General features: G+C 72.0%; 19 protein-coding genes. 11 read left to right on the forward strand and 8 right to left on the reverse strand.

The annotated features are described in order from the left end of the window. Positions 1-30 precede the first annotated feature (30 nt). Complete coding sequence (locus ACILR4_RS24280; protein ID WP_395703469.1) at positions 31-534, reverse strand: cupin domain-containing protein; 504 nt, start codon at positions 532-534, stop codon at positions 31-33. A gap of 213 nt (positions 535-747) precedes the next feature. Between ACILR4_RS24280 and ACILR4_RS24285 the strand changes: the two genes are divergently transcribed. The 4 genes from ACILR4_RS24285 to ACILR4_RS24300 all read left to right on the forward strand — a co-directional run bounded on the left by ACILR4_RS24285 (position 748) and on the right by ACILR4_RS24300 (position 3787). Then, positions 748-1524 carry an SDR family oxidoreductase gene (locus tag ACILR4_RS24285; protein ID WP_395703470.1) on the forward strand — a complete coding sequence of 259 codons (777 nt, stop codon included), beginning with the start codon at positions 748-750 and terminating at the stop codon, positions 1522-1524. Positions 1525-1756: 232 nt separating this feature from the next. Further along, positions 1757-2902 (forward strand): porin, encoded by a 1146-nt coding sequence (locus tag ACILR4_RS24290; protein WP_395703471.1) that lies wholly within the window; start codon positions 1757-1759, stop codon positions 2900-2902. Between the two features lie 130 nt (positions 2903-3032). Further along, complete coding sequence (locus ACILR4_RS24295) at positions 3033-3257, forward strand: hypothetical protein (RefSeq protein WP_395703472.1); 225 nt, start codon at positions 3033-3035, stop codon at positions 3255-3257. A 329-nt stretch (positions 3258-3586) separates the two neighbouring features. Then, positions 3587-3787 carry a hypothetical protein gene (locus ACILR4_RS24300; protein ID WP_395703473.1) on the forward strand — a complete coding sequence of 67 codons (201 nt, stop codon included), beginning with the start codon at positions 3587-3589 and terminating at the stop codon, positions 3785-3787. Between the two features lie 62 nt (positions 3788-3849). On the opposite strand, the gene ACILR4_RS24305 is transcribed toward ACILR4_RS24300, so the two are convergent. Next, positions 3850-5274 carry an MFS transporter gene (locus ACILR4_RS24305; protein WP_395703474.1) on the reverse strand — a complete coding sequence of 475 codons (1425 nt, stop codon included), beginning with the start codon at positions 5272-5274 and terminating at the stop codon, positions 3850-3852. Between the two features lie 99 nt (positions 5275-5373). Between ACILR4_RS24305 and soxR the strand changes: the two genes are divergently transcribed. Beyond that, positions 5374-5820, forward strand: coding sequence for a redox-sensitive transcriptional activator SoxR (gene soxR / locus ACILR4_RS24310; protein ID WP_395703475.1), 447 nt, complete (start codon positions 5374-5376; stop codon positions 5818-5820). Here the strand turns inward: soxR and ACILR4_RS24315 are convergent. After that, a complete protein-coding gene (locus ACILR4_RS24315; protein WP_395703476.1) occupies positions 5804-7312 on the reverse strand; it encodes a PLP-dependent aminotransferase family protein in 1509 nt (502 codons plus the stop codon). The two genes, soxR and ACILR4_RS24315, sit on opposite strands and share 17 nt — an antisense overlap. A gap of 64 nt (positions 7313-7376) precedes the next feature. Here ACILR4_RS24315 and ACILR4_RS24320 point away from each other — a divergent pair, with 64 nt between their 5' ends. Together ACILR4_RS24320 and ggt are read left to right on the forward strand one after the other, a co-directional pair. Beyond that, positions 7377-8120 (forward strand): pyridoxamine 5'-phosphate oxidase family protein, encoded by a 744-nt coding sequence (locus ACILR4_RS24320; RefSeq protein WP_395703477.1) that lies wholly within the window; start codon positions 7377-7379, stop codon positions 8118-8120. A 61-nt stretch (positions 8121-8181) separates the two neighbouring features. After that, the gene (ggt, locus tag ACILR4_RS24325) at positions 8182-9900 is read left to right on the forward strand and encodes a gamma-glutamyltransferase (protein WP_395703489.1); all 1719 of its coding nucleotides are present in this window, start codon (positions 8182-8184) and stop codon (positions 9898-9900) included. Here the strand turns inward: ggt and argC are convergent. Continuing rightward, a complete protein-coding gene (gene argC / locus ACILR4_RS24330; RefSeq protein WP_395703478.1) occupies positions 9894-10823 on the reverse strand; it encodes an N-acetyl-gamma-glutamyl-phosphate reductase in 930 nt (309 codons plus the stop codon). The genes ggt and argC overlap by 7 nt on opposite strands. Before the next feature lie 112 nt (positions 10824-10935). Between argC and ACILR4_RS24335 the strand changes: the two genes are divergently transcribed. After that, entirely contained in the window at positions 10936-11823 is an 888-nt protein-coding gene (locus ACILR4_RS24335) for a LysR substrate-binding domain-containing protein (protein ID WP_395703479.1), read from the forward strand. Positions 11824-11850: 27 nt separating this feature from the next. Here the strand turns inward: ACILR4_RS24335 and ACILR4_RS24340 are convergent, their stop codons facing one another. Next, positions 11851-12669: a DUF5694 domain-containing protein gene (locus ACILR4_RS24340; protein WP_395703480.1), complete on the reverse strand. Its 819-nt coding sequence runs from the start codon at positions 12667-12669 to the stop codon at positions 11851-11853. Positions 12670-12694: 25 nt separating this feature from the next. After that, the gene (locus tag ACILR4_RS24345) at positions 12695-13279 is read right to left on the reverse strand and encodes an NUDIX domain-containing protein (protein WP_395703481.1); all 585 of its coding nucleotides are present in this window, start codon (positions 13277-13279) and stop codon (positions 12695-12697) included. Between the two features lie 145 nt (positions 13280-13424). On the opposite strand from ACILR4_RS24345, the gene ACILR4_RS24350 reads away from it, so the two are divergent. After that, positions 13425-14579 carry an HPP family protein gene (locus ACILR4_RS24350; RefSeq protein ID WP_395703482.1) on the forward strand — a complete coding sequence of 385 codons (1155 nt, stop codon included), beginning with the start codon at positions 13425-13427 and terminating at the stop codon, positions 14577-14579. Positions 14580-14601: 22 nt separating this feature from the next. On the opposite strand, the gene ACILR4_RS24355 is transcribed toward ACILR4_RS24350, so the two are convergent. Then, the gene (locus ACILR4_RS24355; protein WP_395703483.1) at positions 14602-15318 is read right to left on the reverse strand and encodes a haloacid dehalogenase type II; all 717 of its coding nucleotides are present in this window, start codon (positions 15316-15318) and stop codon (positions 14602-14604) included. A gap of 182 nt (positions 15319-15500) precedes the next feature. Here ACILR4_RS24355 and ACILR4_RS24360 point away from each other — a divergent pair, with 182 nt between their 5' ends. Beyond that, positions 15501-16694: a PleD family two-component system response regulator gene (locus ACILR4_RS24360; RefSeq protein ID WP_395703484.1), complete on the forward strand. Its 1194-nt coding sequence runs from the start codon at positions 15501-15503 to the stop codon at positions 16692-16694. 6 nt (positions 16695-16700) lie between these two features. Here ACILR4_RS24360 and ACILR4_RS24365 read toward each other — a convergent pair whose 3' ends face one another. Then, positions 16701-17291 (reverse strand): outer membrane beta-barrel protein, encoded by a 591-nt coding sequence (locus ACILR4_RS24365; protein ID WP_395703485.1) that lies wholly within the window; start codon positions 17289-17291, stop codon positions 16701-16703. Positions 17292-17477: 186 nt separating this feature from the next. Between ACILR4_RS24365 and ACILR4_RS24370 the strand changes: the two genes are divergently transcribed. After that, positions 17478-17803: helix-turn-helix domain-containing protein (locus tag ACILR4_RS24370; RefSeq protein ID WP_395703486.1), on the forward strand; the 326-nt coding region annotated here is incomplete at its 3' end.

Raw genomic sequence — 17803 nt, forward strand, 5'->3', positions numbered from 1 at the left:
CCGTGGGGCCGGTAGCGGTGCCGCGCGCCGTCAGCGCTTGATCTGGGCCAGCGGGTGGTCCGCCGGGTAGGTGGGCGTGACCGGCCGCGGCGCACCGAGCATCACGCACATCAGCGCGTCTTCCTCGCCGATGTTGATCTCGCCGCGGTACACACCGGGCGGGATCGAGATCAGGTCGCGCTCGCCGAGGATGGCCTCCCAGTGCTGGCCTTCCTTCTCGCACATCACCTTGACCTTGCCGCGAAGCACGAAGAACACCTCCTCGACGTCGGTGTGCAGGTGCATCGGGCCCTCGTTGCCGGCCGGGATGATCATCGTCGAGAAGGTGAAGTGCTCGGCCGGCACCGAGTTGGTGTCGGCGGCCACGCCGGTGCCGCCGGTGCCCAGGTAGCGCATCTGCGCGCGGCGGTACTTGGGGTCGAAGTCGGCCTGGAACTTCAGTGCGTTCCAGTCGTAGCGCCGCGTCTGGTGCAGCGCGCAGCGCGAGGCCATCCATTGCTGGAAGTTCATGCCGTCGGGTTGGTTCATGCTCATGGTCATCCTTGCGTTTTATAGATGAACTGACGATCCGCCAATGGAACGAAGTTTAGACCCTGCCAGGACGTTGTCAAGCCGAATGTTGTCTGGGCAGATATCAGGGTTTATCCTTAACCCGAACGGAAAGACAAGCTCTATTCTCGCCATCGTGTTGCGTTAATAGATCAACGTCTCATTAGTGGAACAACACAAACGACGCGAAAGACCTGCATGACAACCCCTCCTTCCGCTCCTGCACCGCTGCTGCAGGGCCACCGCGTGCTGGTGACCGGCGGCGCCCGCGGCCTCGGCCTGGACTTCGCGCGCGGCATCGCCGGCCATGGCGCCCGGGTGGTGATCGCCGACATCCTGGACACGCTGGCCGAAGAGGCCGCGGCCACGCTGCGCGACCAGGGCCTGGACGTGCAGGCGCTGCGCCTGGACCTCGAAGCGCCGGACAGCATCGAGGCCTGCGCCGCCGCGGCGGTGCAGCGCCTGGGCGGGCTCGACGGCCTGGTCAACAACGGCGCGATCACCAACTCCGGCGGCCGCAGTGCCTTCGAGCTCGAGCCCGAGCTGTGGGACCGGGTGATGCGCGTGAACGTGCGTGGCACCTGGCTGATGACGCGGGCCTGCGCCCCAGCGCTCAAAGTGAGCGGCCGCGGCGCCGTGGTGAACCTGGCCTCGGACACCCCGCTGTGGGGCGCGCCGCGGCTGCTGGCCTACGTCGCCAGCAAGGGCGCCGTGATCTCGATGACGCGTTCGCTGGCGCGCGAACTGGGCCCCGACGGCATCACCGTCAACGCCATCGCGCCCGGTCTCACGCTGGTCGAGGCCACGCAGTACGTGCCGGAAGACCGGCACCGGCTCTACGTCGGCCAGCGCGCGCTGCAGCGCGACCAGCTGCCCGAGGACGTGACCGGCTCGGTCGTGTTCGCGCTCAGCCCGCTGGCGCGCTTCGTCACCGGCCAGCTGCTGGCCGTCAACGGCGGCTTCGTGATGCATTGATGCTGGCGGCGCGCCCGGCGCGCCGCCACCCCCTCGCGCCGCGGCTGGCCCATTCCGGTGGGCCGCGGCCTCCTGTCGATCCGGGTGCGCATCTCGCGCCCGCGCCGGCCCGGCCAGCTGCCGCGCCGCCCCCTTTGCCCGCATGCGCTACCCCGGCGGCCCGCCCCGTGGTGCAGGCGCGTGCACGTCCCTCAACGGCCCCCCAACGCCCCTTTTGCACCCCGGACCTCCCATGAAGACCTTCACGACGCTCCTCGCCGGCTGCGCGCTCGCCGCGGCCGGCCTCGGCACTGCCCAGGCCCAGTCGGGCACAGCGCCCTCCCAGGTGACCCTCTACGGCCTGATCGACGCCGGCGTCGAGTACATCGACAAGGTCGGGCCCACCGGCGGCACGCTGTGGCGCATGCCCAGCAACACCAGCGCGATTCCCTCGCGCCTGGGCTTCCGCGGCCAGGAGGCGCTGGGCGACGGCCTGTCGGCGATCTTCACGCTCGAGATGGGCCTGTTCACCGACAGCGGCACCTTCGGCCAGGGCGGCCGGGCCTTCGGCCGCCAGTCCTTCGTCGGCCTCGCCGGCCCCTGGGGCAGCGTGACGCTGGGCCGCCAGTACACGATGCTGTTCTGGTCGTTGCTGGATGCCGACGTGATGGGCGCCAACGTCTTCGGCATGGGCTCCTTCGATGCCTACATTCCAAATGCACGCAGCGACAACACGCTGGCCTGGCGCGGCAAGTTCGGCGGCTTCAGCGCCGGCGCGGCCTACAGCTTCGGCCGCGACGTGGTGAACGGCGGCCCGAGCCCGGCCGGCACCAACTGCCCCGGCGAGAGCGCCACCGACGGCAGCGCCTGCCGGGCCTGGTCGGTGCTGGCCAAGTACGACACCCAGGGTTGGGGCGCTGCCTTCGCCTACGACCGCCAGCAGGGCCGGACGCCCGCCTCGGCCAGCGACCCGGTGTTCGGCGGCCTCACCAGCAGCAGCCGCAGCGACAGCCGACTGTCGCTGAACGGCTACGTGCAGCTCGGGGCGGCCACGCGCCTGGGCGGCGGGTTGCTGCAGCGGGACAACGACGGCAACCCGGCCGCGCGCAAGAGCCGGCTCTGGTATGTGGGGGTGTCGACGCCGCTGGCCGACCTGGTCACGCTCGATGCCAGCCTGATGACGCTGCGCTACAGCGCCGACGCGCAGCGCAATGCCACGCTGCTGGCCGCGCGCGTGAACTACAACCTGTCCAAGCGCAGCGTGATGTATGCACAGGTCGGCCGCATGGCGAACAACAGGCTGTCCGCGGTGTCCGTCAGCGGCGGCGCGCCGGGCAGCGCGCCCGCCGCGGGCGTGGACCAGAACGGCCTGAGCGTGGGGCTGCGGCACAGCTTCTGAAAACCGTTGGGGCCGTGCCGGCTGCAGTTCGTCTGCGGCGGGCGGCAGTTCATCGCAAACGCGTGGCCGCTGGACAGGGCCGTGCCTACAGTCCAACCATCGCACAACGCTCCACGCCCAGGAGTCCATGATGAACACCACCCGCTTCAGCCTGATCAACGTTCGCCAACAAGCCGCTTCGCTCGGCGTGGCCGCCGTGATGACGCTGGCGGTGATGGCCAGCCTGGGCAGCCTGGCCGCGGGCTACCAGGAAGCTGCCGCGCAGGCCCGCGCCGACGAGGGCGCCACCGCCACCATGGCCGCCAGCACCACCGTGCAGCAGGTGGTGGTGGTCGGCAAGCGCGCCCGCGGTTGAACGACTCACTCCTCTGCGGGCCCACCCAGGCCCGAGATTCCAAGCCCCGCACTGCGGGGCTTTTTTTTGTCTTCCGGATCGCGCCAGCGACGCGATTGTCACGCGGATGTCACGCTCGCTATCCGTGAAAATGAGCGGCCAATGTCATCTTGCCGCAGCGTGCACCAGCCGGGCACGATCGAACGCCGCAGCCCACGCGGGCACTCGTCCGCGAAGCCGGCAGCTCGTCGGCCGCTTCCGCAGCTGGTCGCAAGCCGATGGCGGCCGGCCTCGTCGGTGCCTAGAGTTCATCTCATCGCAAGACGCGCAGCCACCGACCAGGAGCCGACATGACCCCCCGCTACACCATGCCCCAGACCCGCACCCGCTTCGCCGCATTCGGCCTGTCGCTGGTGATGACCTTGATGGTGATGTCCGGCATCGGCACCCTGGCCCAGACCCAGGCCGCGCACCCGGCCGACGAGATGGCTGCCGCCATGCCCGCGCAGCAGGTGGTGGTGATCGGCCAGCGCGGCCACAAGGGCGGGTGACGCCTGACCCGCCGCGCGTCGTCTTCACTGCCCCACCAAGCCCCGCCGCCGCGGGGCTTTTTTCATGCCCGCGCGCGCCCGGCCAGCAGCGCACCGAGCACCGACAGGCCCGCCGCGAAGCCGAAGCCTGCGCCATAGGCCAGCAGCGCCGACGCGGGCCGCAGCGCCGCGAGCAGGCCGCTGGCCAGGGCCAGGCCGACCGCGGAGAACAGCGAGTCGGCCAGCTGCAGCGCCGACGAAGCCGCGCCCTGTTCGTGGGCCGGCGCGAAGCGCAGGGTCAGCACCGACAGGGTCGGGAACACCATGCCGATGCCCATGCCGCCGATGGCCCAGCCCAGCGCGGCAGCGGCGATCGGCACCGCCGGCCACAGCGCCAGCGCGACCGACAGCGTGCCACCGGCCAGCATCATGAAGCCCAGGCGCAGCCGGCGAATGCTGGCCGCGGCGCTGGGCGCCTCGCGGTCGCGGCCCTGCAGCCACGAGCCGGCGCTCCAGCCCAGGGCGCCGCCGGTCAGCACCAGGCCGGCCTGCACCGGGCTCAGGCCCCGCTCGCTGGTCAGCAGCAGCGGGATGAAGACCTCGGCCGAGAAGAAGGTGGCCGCCACCAGCCCGCGCAGCGCGATCACCGCCGGCAGGCCGGTGCGGCCGCGCAAGGTGCCGGCCGGCAGCAGGCGCGGTGCGCAGACCGCCAGGCCGACCAGGGCGATGGCCAGCCACAGCGGGCGCGCCGTCATCGGCTCGCCGCCGGCATACAGCAGCGCCGCGCTGGCCGCGGCACCGGCGGCCAGGCCCAGGCTGGCGCGCTGGCGGCCGCCAGCGGGTGCCGGCTGGTCAGCCGCCGGGCGCAGGCGTGCCAGGCCGCGTTGCAGCAGCAGCGCGGCCGGCACCGCCAGCAGCGCGGCGGCCAGGAACACCCAGCGCCAGCCGAGGTGCCGCGCGATCAGCCCGGCCAGCGCCGGCCCGACGATGGCCGGCAGGACCCAGGCCGCGGCAAAGGCCGCGAAGATGCGCGCGTGCAGCGCCGGCGGGTAGTGGCGGCCGACGACGACGTACAGCGCCACCGACATCATCCCGCCACCGCCGCCCTGCAGCAGCCGGCCACCCACCAGCGTGGCCATGTCCGGTGCCGCGCCGGCGATCACCAGGCCCAGCACGAAGGCGGCGATGCCGGCCAGCAGCGGCGGCAGCGGCCCGCTGCGGTCGCACCAGCGGCCGGCCAGCACCATGCCCAGCATGCCGGCGGCCACCGCTGCCCCGAAGGCCGCGGCATACAGCGCCGTACCGTCGAGTGCGCCGGCCACCACCGGCATCACGGTGGCCACGGCGAGCTGCTCGAAGGCCAGCAGGGAAATCAGCGCCAGCATGCCGATGGTGCTGGCGGCATGGGGCGCGTCCAGCACGCCGGGGGCGCGGTCGGCGACGGGTGCCTGGTCGGGCGGGCGCTGGGGCGAGGCGTTGGAACCCAAGGTCGAATCGAGGCTGCTCATGGGGGCGGGGCTTGACCGGAAGCGGTGATGGGTCGCAAGCTTGCAAGCTCAAGTTAACTTGAGGTCAAGTGTGATGTGCACACAACGAAGGAGGCCGGCATGCCGAGCGCCGAAACCCTGAGTGTCGGCGAGCTGGCCGAGCGCGGCGGCGTCGCGGTGTCGACGCTGCATTTCTACGAGGCCAGGGGCCTGCTGCGCAGCCATCGCAGCGCGGGCAACCAGCGCCGCTACAAGCGCGAGGCCCTGCGCCGGCTGGCGGTGATCCGCATCGCGCAGCGCGTGGGCATGCCGCTCGAACAGATCCGCGATGCGCTGGCCGCGCTGCCGGACGAGCGCACGCCCACGGCGGCCGACTGGCGCCGCCTGTCGACCGCCTGGCGCGCCGAGCTCGACGCGCGCATCAGCCAGCTGCAGGCGCTGCGCGACCAGCTCACCGACTGCATCGGCTGCGGCTGCCTGTCGCTGCAGCGCTGCCGGCTGCGCAACCCGGGCGACGCACTGGCCGCGCAGGGCGCAGGCCCGCGCCGCATCATCGAACCGGCATAGCGCGCCTGCCGCTGCGGCGCGGCTGTTGCGCCAGGTACTGCCGCGCCGCCCGACCCAGCGCCTGCGCCGCCGCCTCGACGGCCGGCAGCGCATGGCCCGAGAAGCCGAGCACGAAGGCCTCGCCGCTGCGCGGCACCAGCCGCGTCTCGGACAGCAGCACCGCGTGGACGCCCGCGGCCTCGCGGATGCGCGCACCCGCGTCGGCGGGCAGGCCCGCGGGCAGCGTGGCCAGCAGGTGCAGGCCCTGCGTCGGGCGTTCGACCCGCAGCGCGTTGCCCGCGGCGTGCTGCAGGGTGGCCGCCAGCCGGTCGCGGGCCGCCAGGCATTGCTTGCGCGCGCGGCGCAGGTGGGCCGCAAAGTTGCCGTCGGCCAGCAGCGTGGCCACCGCGTCTTCCAGCAGCCGCGGGCCGAAGCGGTCGAAGTTCGCGCGCGCGGCGATCACGCGCTCGCGCGCCGCCGCCGGCAGCACCAGGTAGGCCAGGCGCAGGCTCGGGAACAGCGTCTTCGAGAACGTGCCGATGTAGATCACGCGCTCGGGGCCATCGATGCCGGCCAGCGCCGTCAACGGCGGCCCGGCATAGCGGAACTCGCTGTCGTAATCGTCTTCCAGCACCCAGGCCTGGTGCTCGCGCGCCCACTCGAGCAGCGCGAGCCGGCGCGCCATCGACATCGTCACGCCCATCGGGAACTGGTGCGAGGGGGTGACGTAGGCCGCCCTGGCCGCACGGTGGCGGCGCAGCCCGGCCGCGACATCGATGCCCTCGGCATCCACCGGCACCGGCCGCAGCTTCAGGCCGGCGGCGGCCAGCGTGCGGCGGGCCACCGGGTAGCCGGGATCCTCGACCCACACGCCGTCGCCGGGCTGCAGCAGCGCCTGCGCACACAGGCGCAAGGCCTGCTGCACACCGCTGGTGATCAGCAGGCTGTCGGCCTCGCAGACGATGCCGCGGCTGGCGGCCAGGTGCGCGGCCAGCTGCTGGCGCAAGGCCTCGCTGCCGCGCGGATCGCCATAGCCCAGCGCGTCGACCTCAGCCCGCGTCACCTGGCGCCGCAACGCGCCGGCCAGGCGCTGCAGCAGCAGCTTGTCGACCGCCGGCACGCCCAGCGCGAAGGGCTGCTGCGGTGGACGCGGCGGCGCAGCCGGTGCCTTGCTCGCTGCCTTGCGCAAGGCGGGCACCGCGACGGCCCGCGCCGGCAGCCGCGTGGCCACGTAGGTGCCGGCGCCCACGCGCGCCTGCACCAGGCCATCGCCCTGCAGCGCCTCGAACGCGGCGACGACCGCATTGCGCGACACGCCCAGCTGCTGCGACAGGGTACGACTGGCCGGCAGCCTGGCGCCGGCCATCAGGCGCCCGCCGAGGATGGCTTCGCGCAGCGCCGCATGCACGCGCGCGGCCTGGTTGCCCGGCGCCGCCGTGCCGGGCGGGCGGTCCAGCAGCGGCACATCGAGCAAGGCGGGCGGGCGCCGCGAATTGGTTCCGGAAACTGCCATCGAATTGGACCTGGAATGAACCACTGCAGGCTGCGAGAGTAGCGCGTCCCTCCCGGAGCCGAAGATGACCGAGCCCGTTTCCGATGCCCACGCCCATGCCGATGCCAGCTACCCGATCGGCCCGGTCAACCGCGTCAAGCGCCTGCACCAGCGCGCCGCCTACGACCATGCCACCGTGCACGCCATCCTCGACGCTGCGGCGCTGGCCCATGTGGCCTATGTCGTCGATGGCCAGCCCTACTGCACGCCCACCCTGTTCTGGCGCGAAGGCACGCGCCTGTACTGGCATGGCTCCAGCGCCAGCCGCATGCTGCGCCAGCAGGCCGAAGGCGTGCCGGTGTGCCTGACCGTCACCCACCTGGACAGCTTCGTGCTGGCGCGCTGCGGCTTCAATCACTCGGTGGACTACCGCTCGGTGATGGCCTTCGGCCGCGCGCGGCGGGTCGACGATGCCGACGAGAAGCAGCAGGCGCTGGTGATGATGGTCGACCGCCTGTTCCCGCATCGCAGCGCCGGCCTGCGCCCCAGCACCGCGCTGGAACTGAAGGCCACGGCGGTGGTGACGATGGAGATCGAGCAGGCCTCGGCCAAGGTGCGCGACAAGGGCCTGGCCGACGAGGAGGCCGACCACGCGCTGCCGATCTATGCCGAGCGCATCCCGGTGCACACCGTGCTGGGCACGCCGGAGCCTTGCCCCCGCTTGCAGGCGGGGGTTCGACGCCCGCTAGAGTTGGGCCCCTACCGGTCCGGGCGGCGTCTCGACGAAGCCCTGAGCGAAGCCCATGCGATGGCCTATCGCCAAAAATGAGCGTCATTCGGCAAGGCCGGTGGACAACAACGAGGAGATGGTGGCGATGAGATTCGGTTCGATGCAGTTCCTGTTCACGCTCGGCGCTGCGGCCTGCGCCGCGACGCTGGGCGCCAGCGCCTGGGCGGCCTCGCAGGCGCCGGTGGCGGCCGAGAACGGCATGGTCGTCACGGCCCAGCACCTGGCCACGCGGGTCGGCGTCGATGTGCTGAAGGACGGCGGCAATGCGGTGGACGCCGCGGTGGCGGTGGGCTACGCGCTGGCGGTGGTCTACCCGGCCGCCGGCAACCTGGGCGGCGGCGGCTTCATGACGATCCAGCTGGCCGATGGCCGCAAGACCTTCCTCGACTTCCGCGAGAAGGCGCCGCTGGCGGCCAGCGCGAACATGTACCTCGACAAGGACGGCAACGTCGTCCCCGGGCTCAGCACCAAGGGCCACCTGGCGGTGGGCGTGCCCGGCAGCGTGGCCGGCATGGAGCTGGCGCTGGCGAAGTACGGCACGATGAAGCGCGCCGCGCTGATGGCGCCGGCGATCCAGTACGCACGCGAGGGCTTCGTGCTGCAGCAGGGCGACGTCGACCTGCTGCGCACCGCGACCGAGGACTTCAAGAAGGACCCCGCCACCGCGGCGATCTTCCTGAACAGGGGCCAGCCTTTCCAGCCCGGCGACAAGCTGGTGCAGGAAGACCTGGCGGCCACGCTGAAGGCCATCAGCGACAAGGGTGCGGCCGGCTTCTACCAGGGCACCGTGGGCGCGGCGATCGTCGCCTCCAGCCAGGCGGGCAAGGGCCTGCTGACGCAGGCCGACCTGGACCAGTACAAGACGCGCGAGATGGCGCCGGTGGAATGCGACTACCGCGGCTACCGCGTCGTCTCGGCGCCGCCGCCCAGCTCGGGCGGCGTGATCATCTGCGAGATCCTCAACGTGCTCGAAGGCTACCCGCTGAAGGAATGGGGCTTCCGCTCCGCCCAGGCCGTGCACGTGCAGATCGAGGCGATGCGCCATGCCTATGTCGACCGCAACAGCTACCTCGGCGATCCCGACTTCGTGAAGAACCCGCTCGAGCGCCTGCTGAGCAAGGACTACGCGGCGCAGCTGCGCCACGTGATCGACCCCCACAAGGCCGGCGTCAGCAAGGACATCAAGCCCGGCGTCGCGCCGCACGAGGGCAGCAACACCACGCATTACTCGATCGTCGACAAGTGGGGCAACGCGGTCTCGGTGACCTACACGCTGAACGACTGGTTCGGCGCGCGCGTCACCGCCGCGAAGACCGGCGTGCTGCTGAACGACGAGATGGACGACTTCACCGCCAAGATCGGCGTGCCCAACCTCTACGGCCTGGTGCAGGGCCAGGCCAACTCGATCGCCCCGGGCAAGCGCCCGCTGTCGTCGATGAGCCCGACCATCGTCTCGAAGGACGGCAAGCCGGTGATGGTGGTCGGCACGCCCGGCGGCAGCCGCATCATCACCGCGGTGCTGCACACCATCGTCAACGTCATCGACTACGGCATGAACGTGCAGGAGGCGGTGGACGCGCCGCGCTTCCACCAGCAATGGCTGCCCGAGGCGACCAATGTCGAGGCCTTTGCGCTTTCGCCCGACACGCGCAAGATCCTCGAAGGCATGGGCCACAAGTTCGCCGGTGCGCAGCCGGCCAACCACCTGGCGGCCATCCTGATCGGCGCGCCGACGCTGGGGGGCCAGCCGGTGGGCAGGAACCGCTTCTACGGCGCCAACGACCCGCGCCGCAACACCGGGCTGGCGCTGGGCTACTGATCGGCCCCGAGCAGCAGGTCCAGGTTCTGCAAGGCCGCACCCGAGGCGCCCTTGCCGAGGTTGTCGAACACCGCGGCCAGCAGCAGCTGGCCGTGCGTGGCGTTCTCGAAGACGGCCAGGCTCATCGTGTTGCTGCCGTTGTGCTGCTGCGGGTTCAGGCCCGTCAAGGCGGCTGCGTCGGCGCGCGGCAGCACGCGCACATGCTGCGCGCCGGCGTAGTGGGTGGCCAGCGCTTCTTGCAGGCGCTGGCCGCTCGCTTCGGACGGTAGAAGGCGCTGCTGCAGCGCGATCGTCAGCACGATGCCCTGTCGGTAGGCGCCGTAGGCCGGCACGAAGCCGGGGCGTTCGGTCAGCAGCGCATGCTGGCGGATCTCGGGCACGTGCTTGTGCTGCAGCGCCAGGCCGTAGACCTCCAGCGCCGGCGCGCTGCCGGCCTGCGGGCCCTCGTGCGCCTGCACGCCGGCGCGGCCCTGGCCCGAATAGCCCGAGATCGCGTGGATCGCCAGCGGGTAGTCCGCCGGCAGCAGGCCGGCCGTGACCAGCGGGCGCAGCAGCGCCACTGCGCCGGTGGGGTAGCAGCCGGGGTTGCTGATGCGCCGCGCGGCGCGGATCGCGTCGGCCTGGCCGGCGCTCATCTCCGGGAAGCCGTAGACCCAGCTCGCGTCGGTGCGGTGCGCCGAGCTGGCGTCGATCACGCGCACGGCCGGGTTCTCGATCATCGCCGCGGCTTCGCGCGCCGCGGCATCGGGCAGGCACAGGATCGCGACGTCGCAGCGGTTCAGCGCGTCGGCGCGACGCAGCGGGTCCTTGCGCTGCGCGGCCGGCAGCGTCAGCAGCTGCAGGTCGCGGCGCGCGGCCAGCTGGCCGACGATCTGCAGCCCGGTGGTGCCCTGGTCGCCATCGACGAAGACGGTGGTGCTCATGGTGGTGGCTCCTGCTGATGCGGTGAAACGCGAGCCGCAATCCTCGGCCCGGCGCTACCATTGCGCAAGTTGAATCTGGCAAACCTCTCGTTCAGGAATCCTGAATCACGCGATGCGCGAACTCAGCCTCGACCGTCTGCGCACGCTGCTGGCCGTCAGCGACCTCGGCTCGTTCGCCGCGGCCGCGAAGGCGCTGCACCTGGCGCCGCCCACCGTCACGCTGCACGTGGCCGACCTCGAAGCCCGGCTGGGCACGAAGCTGCTGCTGCGCAACCGCGGCCGCGTGGTGGCCACCGGGACCGGCGCACTGCTGATCGAGCGCGCGCGCCGGCTGCTGGCCGAGGCCGACGAGATGATCGACGCGCTGCAGCGCCAGGTCGCCGGCCGCGCCGGCCGCGTGCGCGTGGGGGCCAGCACCGGCGCCATCGCGCACCTGCTGCCGCAGGCGCTGCAGGCCCTGCAGGCCGAACACCCCGAGATCGACGTGCAGGTGGCCGTGCTGACCTCGGAAGAGACGCTGGCGCGGCTGGTCGCTGGCACGCTGGACATCGGCATCGTCGCGCTGCCGCAGCCACCGGTGGCGGGGCTGGTGGTGCAGCGCTGGCGCCGCGATCCGGTGATGGCCTTCGTGCCGGCGGCCTGGGCGCGCTGCCCGAAGCGCGCCACGCCGGCCTGGCTGGCCGCGCAGCCGCTGATCCTGAACGACGCCGGTACGCGCCTGTCGCGGCTGACGGCCGAGTGGTTTGCCGCCGCCGGCCAGCACCCCCGTGCACGCATCGAGCTGAACTACAACGACGCGATCAAGAGCCTGGTGGCCGCCGGCTACGGCGCCGCGCTGCTGCCGCAGGAGGCCAGCGCGCCGGCGCCGGAGCCGCGCATCCGCATGCTGCCGCTGCAGCCGGCGCTGTGGCGACCGCTCGGGCTGGCACACCGCAGCGGCGACCACGAGGGCGCCACGCAGCAGGTGCTGCGGGTGCTGGGCCAGCTGGCCCAGCGCTGACGCGCGCCTGCCGCGTCTTGCGCGTGCTCAGCGTGGCAGGAAGTCGTTCGGCTCGACCAGGCGCCAGCCGGGCATGTCGCGCACGCACTGCCGCAGCGGCTGCAGGTGGCCGGCGCCGTACAGCAGCAGCACGCGGTCGCCCGGCTTGACCGACTGCACCAGCCGCGCGCAGATCGCCACGTTGCGCGACAGCCAGCTGGCCAGCAGGTGCGCGCCGGGCTGCTCGCTGCCGCGGCCGTAGCTGAGCGTCTGCATGTACCAGCCGTGGTCCTCGGCGATCGCCGCCGGCTCGTTCAGGCTGCGCAGCAGCTGGCCCACGCTGCCGTCGCGCGCACGCTGCTCGAAGGCGCGGGTGCGCGCGCCGATGGCGTCCACCATCTGCTGCAGATCGCCGCCGCGCCCGTTGGCCTGGGCGAACTTCTCCAGGCCCTCGAACGGGAACTCGCCTTCGGCATCGACGCCTATCACATCGGCGTGGCCGAGCTGGCGGGCGAGGCGGTAGCCGATCTGCACGATCTCGTTGCGGTCCGGCGCGAGCGTGCCGTCACGGAACTGGCGGTAGCGCGGCAGCGCACGGCCGGGCAGCGTGTCGGCCTGCGCCTCCACCGCGATGCGCGTCGGCTTGAAGCGGGCCAGCCCGTCGGCCACGGCCTGCAGTTCTTCCTGGCGCCGGGGCACCAGCACGTCGTCGATCTGTGCGTTCTGCAGGTCGAGCCCGGGGTTGGCGAAGTGGTAGGTGCCCAGCACCATCACGTCCACCGTCGCGGCGCTGCGGGCGGGGCCCGCGAGCAGGCCCAGCATCAGGGTGGCCAGCGCGAGGCGACAGGCCGGCAGGAAACTCTTCATCGGGGCGCTCCAGGTGATGGGCGGTTCAGCGTGGCATCAGGTGCAGCGCCGCATGCTGCAGCAGCATGATCGTCTTGCCGTCGCGGATGCGGCCGTCGGCCACCTGGGCCAGCGCCTCGTCCAGCGTCAGCTCGAGCACCTCGATGTCCTCGCCCTCGGCCTCCAGGCCGCCGCCGCTGCCGATGCGGTCGTCGGGGTCGTACTCGGCGACGAAGAAGTGCAGCCGCTCGGTCACCGAGCCCGGGCTCATGAAGGCGTCGAACACCTTGTGCGGCGCGCGCACGCGGAAGCCCACTTCCTGCTCGGCCTCGGCGCGGATGCATTCCTCGGGCGTGGCGTCGTCCAGCAGGCCGGCCGGCGCTTCCACCAGCAGGCCGTCGTGGCCGTTGACGAAGGCCGGGTAGCGGAACTGCCGTGTCAGCACCACCGTGCGCCGCGCGCGGTTGTACAGCAGCAGCACCGCGCCGTTGCCGCGGTCGTAGGTCTCGCGTTTGCATTCCTGCCAGCGGCCGTCGCTGCGCTGCCAGTCGAAGGTGGTGGTCTTCAGCGTGTACCAGTTGTCCGACAACAGCCGGACCTCGCGCACGCGGACGCGGTGCTGAACGCTCATGCGGGGCAGCCTTTCGAAAGGGCAGGGTTTGAACAGCCGCGCAGCTTAGCGCCGCCGGCGCGTTCCGGCAGAATCGACCCCCGGCCCGGTGCCCGGAAGCGCCGACACGACAGATGACGCACTTTTAAGACGTTAGGAGACATCCATGCGTGAGGCTTGGCTGTCGGGTCCGGCCGGCCGGCACCCGCGCTGGCGCACGCGGCTGCAGGCGCTGTGGCCGGCGCGCATGCCGATCGACGGGCGCGAACGGCTGCGCGTGGTGGCCGGTGTCGGCATGGGCCTGCTGATCACCGGGATGCTGTGCCATGCGCTGGCCGGCCCTGGCGGCCTGCCCTGGCTGGTGGCCCCGCTGGGGGCGAGCGCGGTGCTGGTGTTCGGCGTGCCCGCCAGCCCGCTGGCGCAGCCCTGGTCGGTGCTGGGCGGCAACACCCTGTCGGCGCTGGTGGGCATTGCCTGCGTGCACTGGCTGCCGGCGCCGGTGCTGGCTGCCGCGGTGGCCACCGCGCTGGCGGTGGCATTGATGCTGGCGCTGCGCTGCCTGCATCCGCCCGGCGGTGCTGCCGCGCTGCTCACGGTGCTGGGCGCGGTGGGCGACTGGCATTTCGCATTCTTCCCGGTGGCGCTGAATTCGCTGCTGCTGGTGGCCGCCGGCATCGCCTACAACCAGGCCACCGGCCGACGCTACCCGCACGTCAACCGCGAGGCGCCGCCCGGCCCGGCCGCGACCGCGCGCTTCAGCGACGCGGACCTGGACGCGGTGCTCAAGCGCTACAACCAGGTGCTGGACGTGCCACGCGACGACCTGCAGCGCCTGCTGGAGCAGGCCGAGGTGCAGTCGCATGCCCGCCGCCTGGCCGAGCTGCACTGCCGCGACATCATGACGCCGGACCCGATCACCGTGGAGTTCGGCAGCCCGCTGCAGGAAGCCTGGACGCTGCTGCGCGAGCACCGCATCAAGGCACTGCCGGTGATCGACCGCCAGCGCCGCATCGTCGGCATCCTGACGCTGGCCGACTTCCTGCGCGCGGCCGAGCTCGATGTGCACGAGGGCTTCGACGCCAAGCTGCGCAGGCTGATCCGCGCGACGCCGGGCGTGCGGTCCGACAAGCCCGAGGCGGTGGGCCAGATCATGACGCGCCAGGTGCGCGTGGCCAGCGCCGAGCGCAGCCTGGCGGAGCTGGTGCCGATCTTCTCGTCGACCGGCCACCACCACATCCCGATCATCGACGGCGGCGGCCGGCTGGTGGGCATCGTCACGCAGACCGACCTGGTGTCCGCGCTGCTGCGGATGTCCGGCTAAGGCCAGGCCGCCTGCGAAGCGCTCAGGCGCCGAGCTGGTCGGCCAGCGCTTCCAGGCTGGGCGCCTGCCAGTCGAAGCGGCAGCCTTCGGTCGATTCCATCCAGCCGCCCGGGCCGCGCTCCTGAGGCCGCGGGATGTAGGCCGTCTTCAGCCCGGCGCGCTGTGCCGCCATCAGGTCCGACGGGTGGGCCGCGACCATCAGCACCTGCTCGACGCCGAAGCCCAGCAGCGCCGCGGCGCGGCGGTAGACCTCCAGGTCGGGCTTGTAGCGACCGATCAGTTCGGCCGACAGCACGCAGTCCCAGGGCAGGCCGGCGCGCTTGGCCATGTTGACCAGCAGCGCGACATTGCCGTTCGACAGCGTCGACAGCACGAAGCGGCGGCGCAGCCGCGTCAGGCCGGGCACGGCGTCCGGCCAGGGGCCGAGGCGGTGCCAGGCGCGGTTCAGCGCATCGCGCTCGCCTTCGGGCAGTGCCTCGAGGCCGAAGCGCGGGATCAGGCTGTCGAGGATGCGGCGATGGATGCCGTCGATGTTGGTCCAGGGGTCCTGGCCGGCATTGGCGCGGGCCATCGCCGGCGCGTAGCCGGCGCGCCAGGCGTCGGCCAGCGCAGGCCAATCGGCCGCCAGCCCCAGGCGCGCCTGCAGCGCCTGGCCCTCGCGGATGATCGAGCCGCGCCAGTCGACCACGGTGCCGAAGATGTCGAAGACCAACGCCTGGATCGGGTGGGGGGTGTCCATGTCCGGGATGATGCCGCAGCGCCTGCAGCGCCGCTGGCTGCGGCAGGAAAGCGCGGCAGAACGGTCACAAATCGCCGCATTGGTGTCGAACTTCGCCGCTATCCTTTGCAGGACATGGACCCTTGCCCTGCGCGCCGCCCGCCTGCGCGCGCCGGGCCCCTTGCCCAATGAACGAATATCTGATGTGGACCGTGGTCGCCGCGCTGCTGGTCTGGCTGGTGGTCGAACTGCTGCGCGGTCGTCGCCGCCGGCAGAAGGCCAGGGCCGAGTCGCAGGCCAGCGTGCAGATCTCCTCGCTGCCCGGCCCGGAGGACGTGCTCGCCGAGCAGCAGCGCCAGGAGCTCGAGCGCCGTGCCGCCGAATTGGCCGCGGCCGAGCGTGCCGCAGCCGAACAGGCTGCCGCCGAGGCCGCCGCGGCGGCGCTGAAGGCCGCGGCCGAGCGCGCGGCAGCAGACGCCCGCGCGGCGGCGGAGGCCGAGCGCCTGGCCGCCGAGCGTGCCGAAGCTGAACGGATCGCGGCTGAACGTGTCGAGGCCGAACGTGCCGAGGCTGAGCGGCTGGCCGCTGAACGCGCCGAAGCGGAGCGCGTGGCGGCTGAACGCGCCGAGGCAGAGCGTGTAGAGGCCGAACGTGCGGAAGCCGAGCGCGCCGAGGCCGCCCGGATCGAAGCCGCGCGCCTGGCGGTCGAGCAGGCCGAAGCCCAGCGCATCGCGGACGAACGGGCCGCCGCTGAGCGTGCCGCCGCCGAGGCGGCCGCGCGGCTGGAAGCCGAGCGCCTGGAAGCCGAGCGCATCGAAGCCGCACGGCAGGCCGCCGAACATGCGGCGGCCGAGCAGGCTGCCGCCGAAGCGGCACGCCAGCAAGCCGAACGGGAGGCTGCCGCGCGGGCCGAGGCCGAGCGTGCGGCGGCCGAGCAGGCCCGCGTGGCGGCGGAACAGCCCGCCGCGCAGGCTGCAGCGGCGGCCCCCGCCGCGCCGGCGGTGCCGCGCACCCCGGCCGAGACCCTGGTGATGGTGGCCGACGACTCCAAGGTCGTGCGGGTCAAGACCAGCCGCGCGCTGGCCAAGTTCCAGTACCGCGTGGTGCTGGCCGAGGACGGCTTCGAGGCGATGAAGCGCATCGCCGACGAGATGCCGCATGTGCTGATCACCGATGTCGAGATGCCCGGCATGGACGGCTTCGAGCTGACGCGCCATGTGCGCGGCAACCCGGCCAGCCGCCATGTGCCGATCATCATGATCACCTCGTCGGACGACAAGCACCGCGCGGTGGCCGCCGAGGCGGGCGTCAGCGTGCTGCTGGGCAAGCCCTACGAGGAAGAGGCGCTGATCGCGCACATCGAGGACTTGCTCAACCGCAGCCTCGAAGTGGCCTGAGCGCGGTCAGAAGCTGAAGCGCACGCCCGCGCTGACCAGGTTGCCGCTGATCTTGTCGGACAGCCGGCCGTAGTGGTCGAAGTCCAGCGTCAGCGCGACGTACTGCGAGACCTTGTACTCGGCGCCGACGCCGAGCATCGTCGAATAGGTCGAGCCGGTCATCTGCGAGCCGGTGGGCAGGATGTTGCTGCCGCTGACCCGCCCGGCCGAGAGGCCGAGCCGCCCGTTCAGCGAGAACTGCTCGTTCAGCGGCAGGCGCGCGGTGCCGGCCAGGTAGAGGCTGCGTGCGCGCCCTTCCTGCGTGACGGTGTTGCCGCTGCCCAGCGTGACGCGTTCGCTGAACTTGCCCAGGCGCACATAGCCGCCTTCGATGCCGAAGGTCTCGTTGAACTGGTAGCCGCCGTAGAGCTTGCCGGCGGTGTCGCGCTCGTCGCCACCGGTGTTCGGCAGGTTCAGGTCGTGTGCGTTGAAGCTGCTGCGGCCGATGGCGCCGCCGATGTAGCCGGTCTGCTTGTCGGCGGCCTGCGCCGGCAGCGTGGCAGCCGTGCCGAGCAGCGAGATGGAGAGCAGGACGATGGAGGAAGAGAGCTTGGACATGGAGACTTTCGTCGAGTTTTTCAGCAGGGTTTGACGGATTCGCCGCGCCGGAAACGCCGAGGCGACGGGGCGCAGTGTTGACGAGCCTGGCCTGACGTACCATCTTCCTGAACGAGGTGCCGGCGATCGACACAGAAGGTACTGGATTTCAGTACCTCGGTCGGCCCGCGAAAACAGGAGACAGCGATGAGTTCACCCGAGCTGGTGCTGCAGGTGCTGCGTGCCGAGATGCGCGCGGCCGGCGTCACCTACCGGCAGCTGGCGCAGCGCATCGGCATGAGCGAATCGAGCATCAAGCGCCTGTTCGGCCAGCGCGACATGGCCTTGTCGCGGCTGGCACAGATCTGCCAGGCGGTGGGCGTCTCGATGGAAGACGTGCTGCGCCAGTCGGCCGACCTGACGCCGCGCGCCGACACGCTGACGCTGGCGCAGGAACGCTCGCTGGTGGCCGACCCCAAGCTGCTGCTGGTGGCCAACTGCTGCCTCGGCCACTGGAGCTTCGAGCAGATCGT

The organism is Aquabacterium sp., from assembly GCF_044226965.1.
In the GTDB taxonomy this organism is placed as follows: Bacteria; Pseudomonadota; Gammaproteobacteria; order Burkholderiales; family Burkholderiaceae_C; genus Pseudaquabacterium.

Coding starts and splice junctions, on each gene's coding strand:
- ACILR4_RS24345 (WP_395703481.1), bottom strand. CDS start 13,279: ATGAGCGTTCAGCACCGCGTCCGCGTGCGCGAGGTCCGGCTGTTGTCG.
- ACILR4_RS24365 (WP_395703485.1), bottom strand. CDS start 17,291: ATGTCCAAGCTCTCTTCCTCCATCGTCCTGCTCTCCATCTCGCTGCTC.
- ACILR4_RS24340 (WP_395703480.1), bottom strand. CDS start 12,669: ATGAAGAGTTTCCTGCCGGCCTGTCGCCTCGCGCTGGCCACCCTGATG.
- ACILR4_RS24300 (WP_395703473.1), top strand. CDS start 3,587: ATGACCCCCCGCTACACCATGCCCCAGACCCGCACCCGCTTCGCCGCA.
- ACILR4_RS24295 (WP_395703472.1), top strand. CDS start 3,033: ATGAACACCACCCGCTTCAGCCTGATCAACGTTCGCCAACAAGCCGCT.
- ACILR4_RS24320 (WP_395703477.1), top strand. CDS start 7,377: ATGACCGAGCCCGTTTCCGATGCCCACGCCCATGCCGATGCCAGCTAC.
- ACILR4_RS24335 (WP_395703479.1), top strand. CDS start 10,936: ATGCGCGAACTCAGCCTCGACCGTCTGCGCACGCTGCTGGCCGTCAGC.
- ACILR4_RS24355 (WP_395703483.1), bottom strand. CDS start 15,318: ATGGACACCCCCCACCCGATCCAGGCGTTGGTCTTCGACATCTTCGGC.
- argC (WP_395703478.1), bottom strand. CDS start 10,823: ATGAGCACCACCGTCTTCGTCGATGGCGACCAGGGCACCACCGGGCTG.
- ACILR4_RS24350 (WP_395703482.1), top strand. CDS start 13,425: ATGCGTGAGGCTTGGCTGTCGGGTCCGGCCGGCCGGCACCCGCGCTGG.
- soxR (WP_395703475.1), top strand. CDS start 5,374: ATGCCGAGCGCCGAAACCCTGAGTGTCGGCGAGCTGGCCGAGCGCGGC.
- ACILR4_RS24360 (WP_395703484.1), top strand. CDS start 15,501: ATGTGGACCGTGGTCGCCGCGCTGCTGGTCTGGCTGGTGGTCGAACTG.
- ACILR4_RS24285 (WP_395703470.1), top strand. CDS start 748: ATGACAACCCCTCCTTCCGCTCCTGCACCGCTGCTGCAGGGCCACCGC.
- ACILR4_RS24280 (WP_395703469.1), bottom strand. CDS start 534: ATGAGCATGAACCAACCCGACGGCATGAACTTCCAGCAATGGATGGCC.
- ACILR4_RS24290 (WP_395703471.1), top strand. CDS start 1,757: ATGAAGACCTTCACGACGCTCCTCGCCGGCTGCGCGCTCGCCGCGGCC.
- ACILR4_RS24305 (WP_395703474.1), bottom strand. CDS start 5,274: ATGAGCAGCCTCGATTCGACCTTGGGTTCCAACGCCTCGCCCCAGCGC.
- ACILR4_RS24315 (WP_395703476.1), bottom strand. CDS start 7,312: ATGGCAGTTTCCGGAACCAATTCGCGGCGCCCGCCCGCCTTGCTCGAT.
- ggt (WP_395703489.1), top strand. CDS start 8,182: ATGCAGTTCCTGTTCACGCTCGGCGCTGCGGCCTGCGCCGCGACGCTG.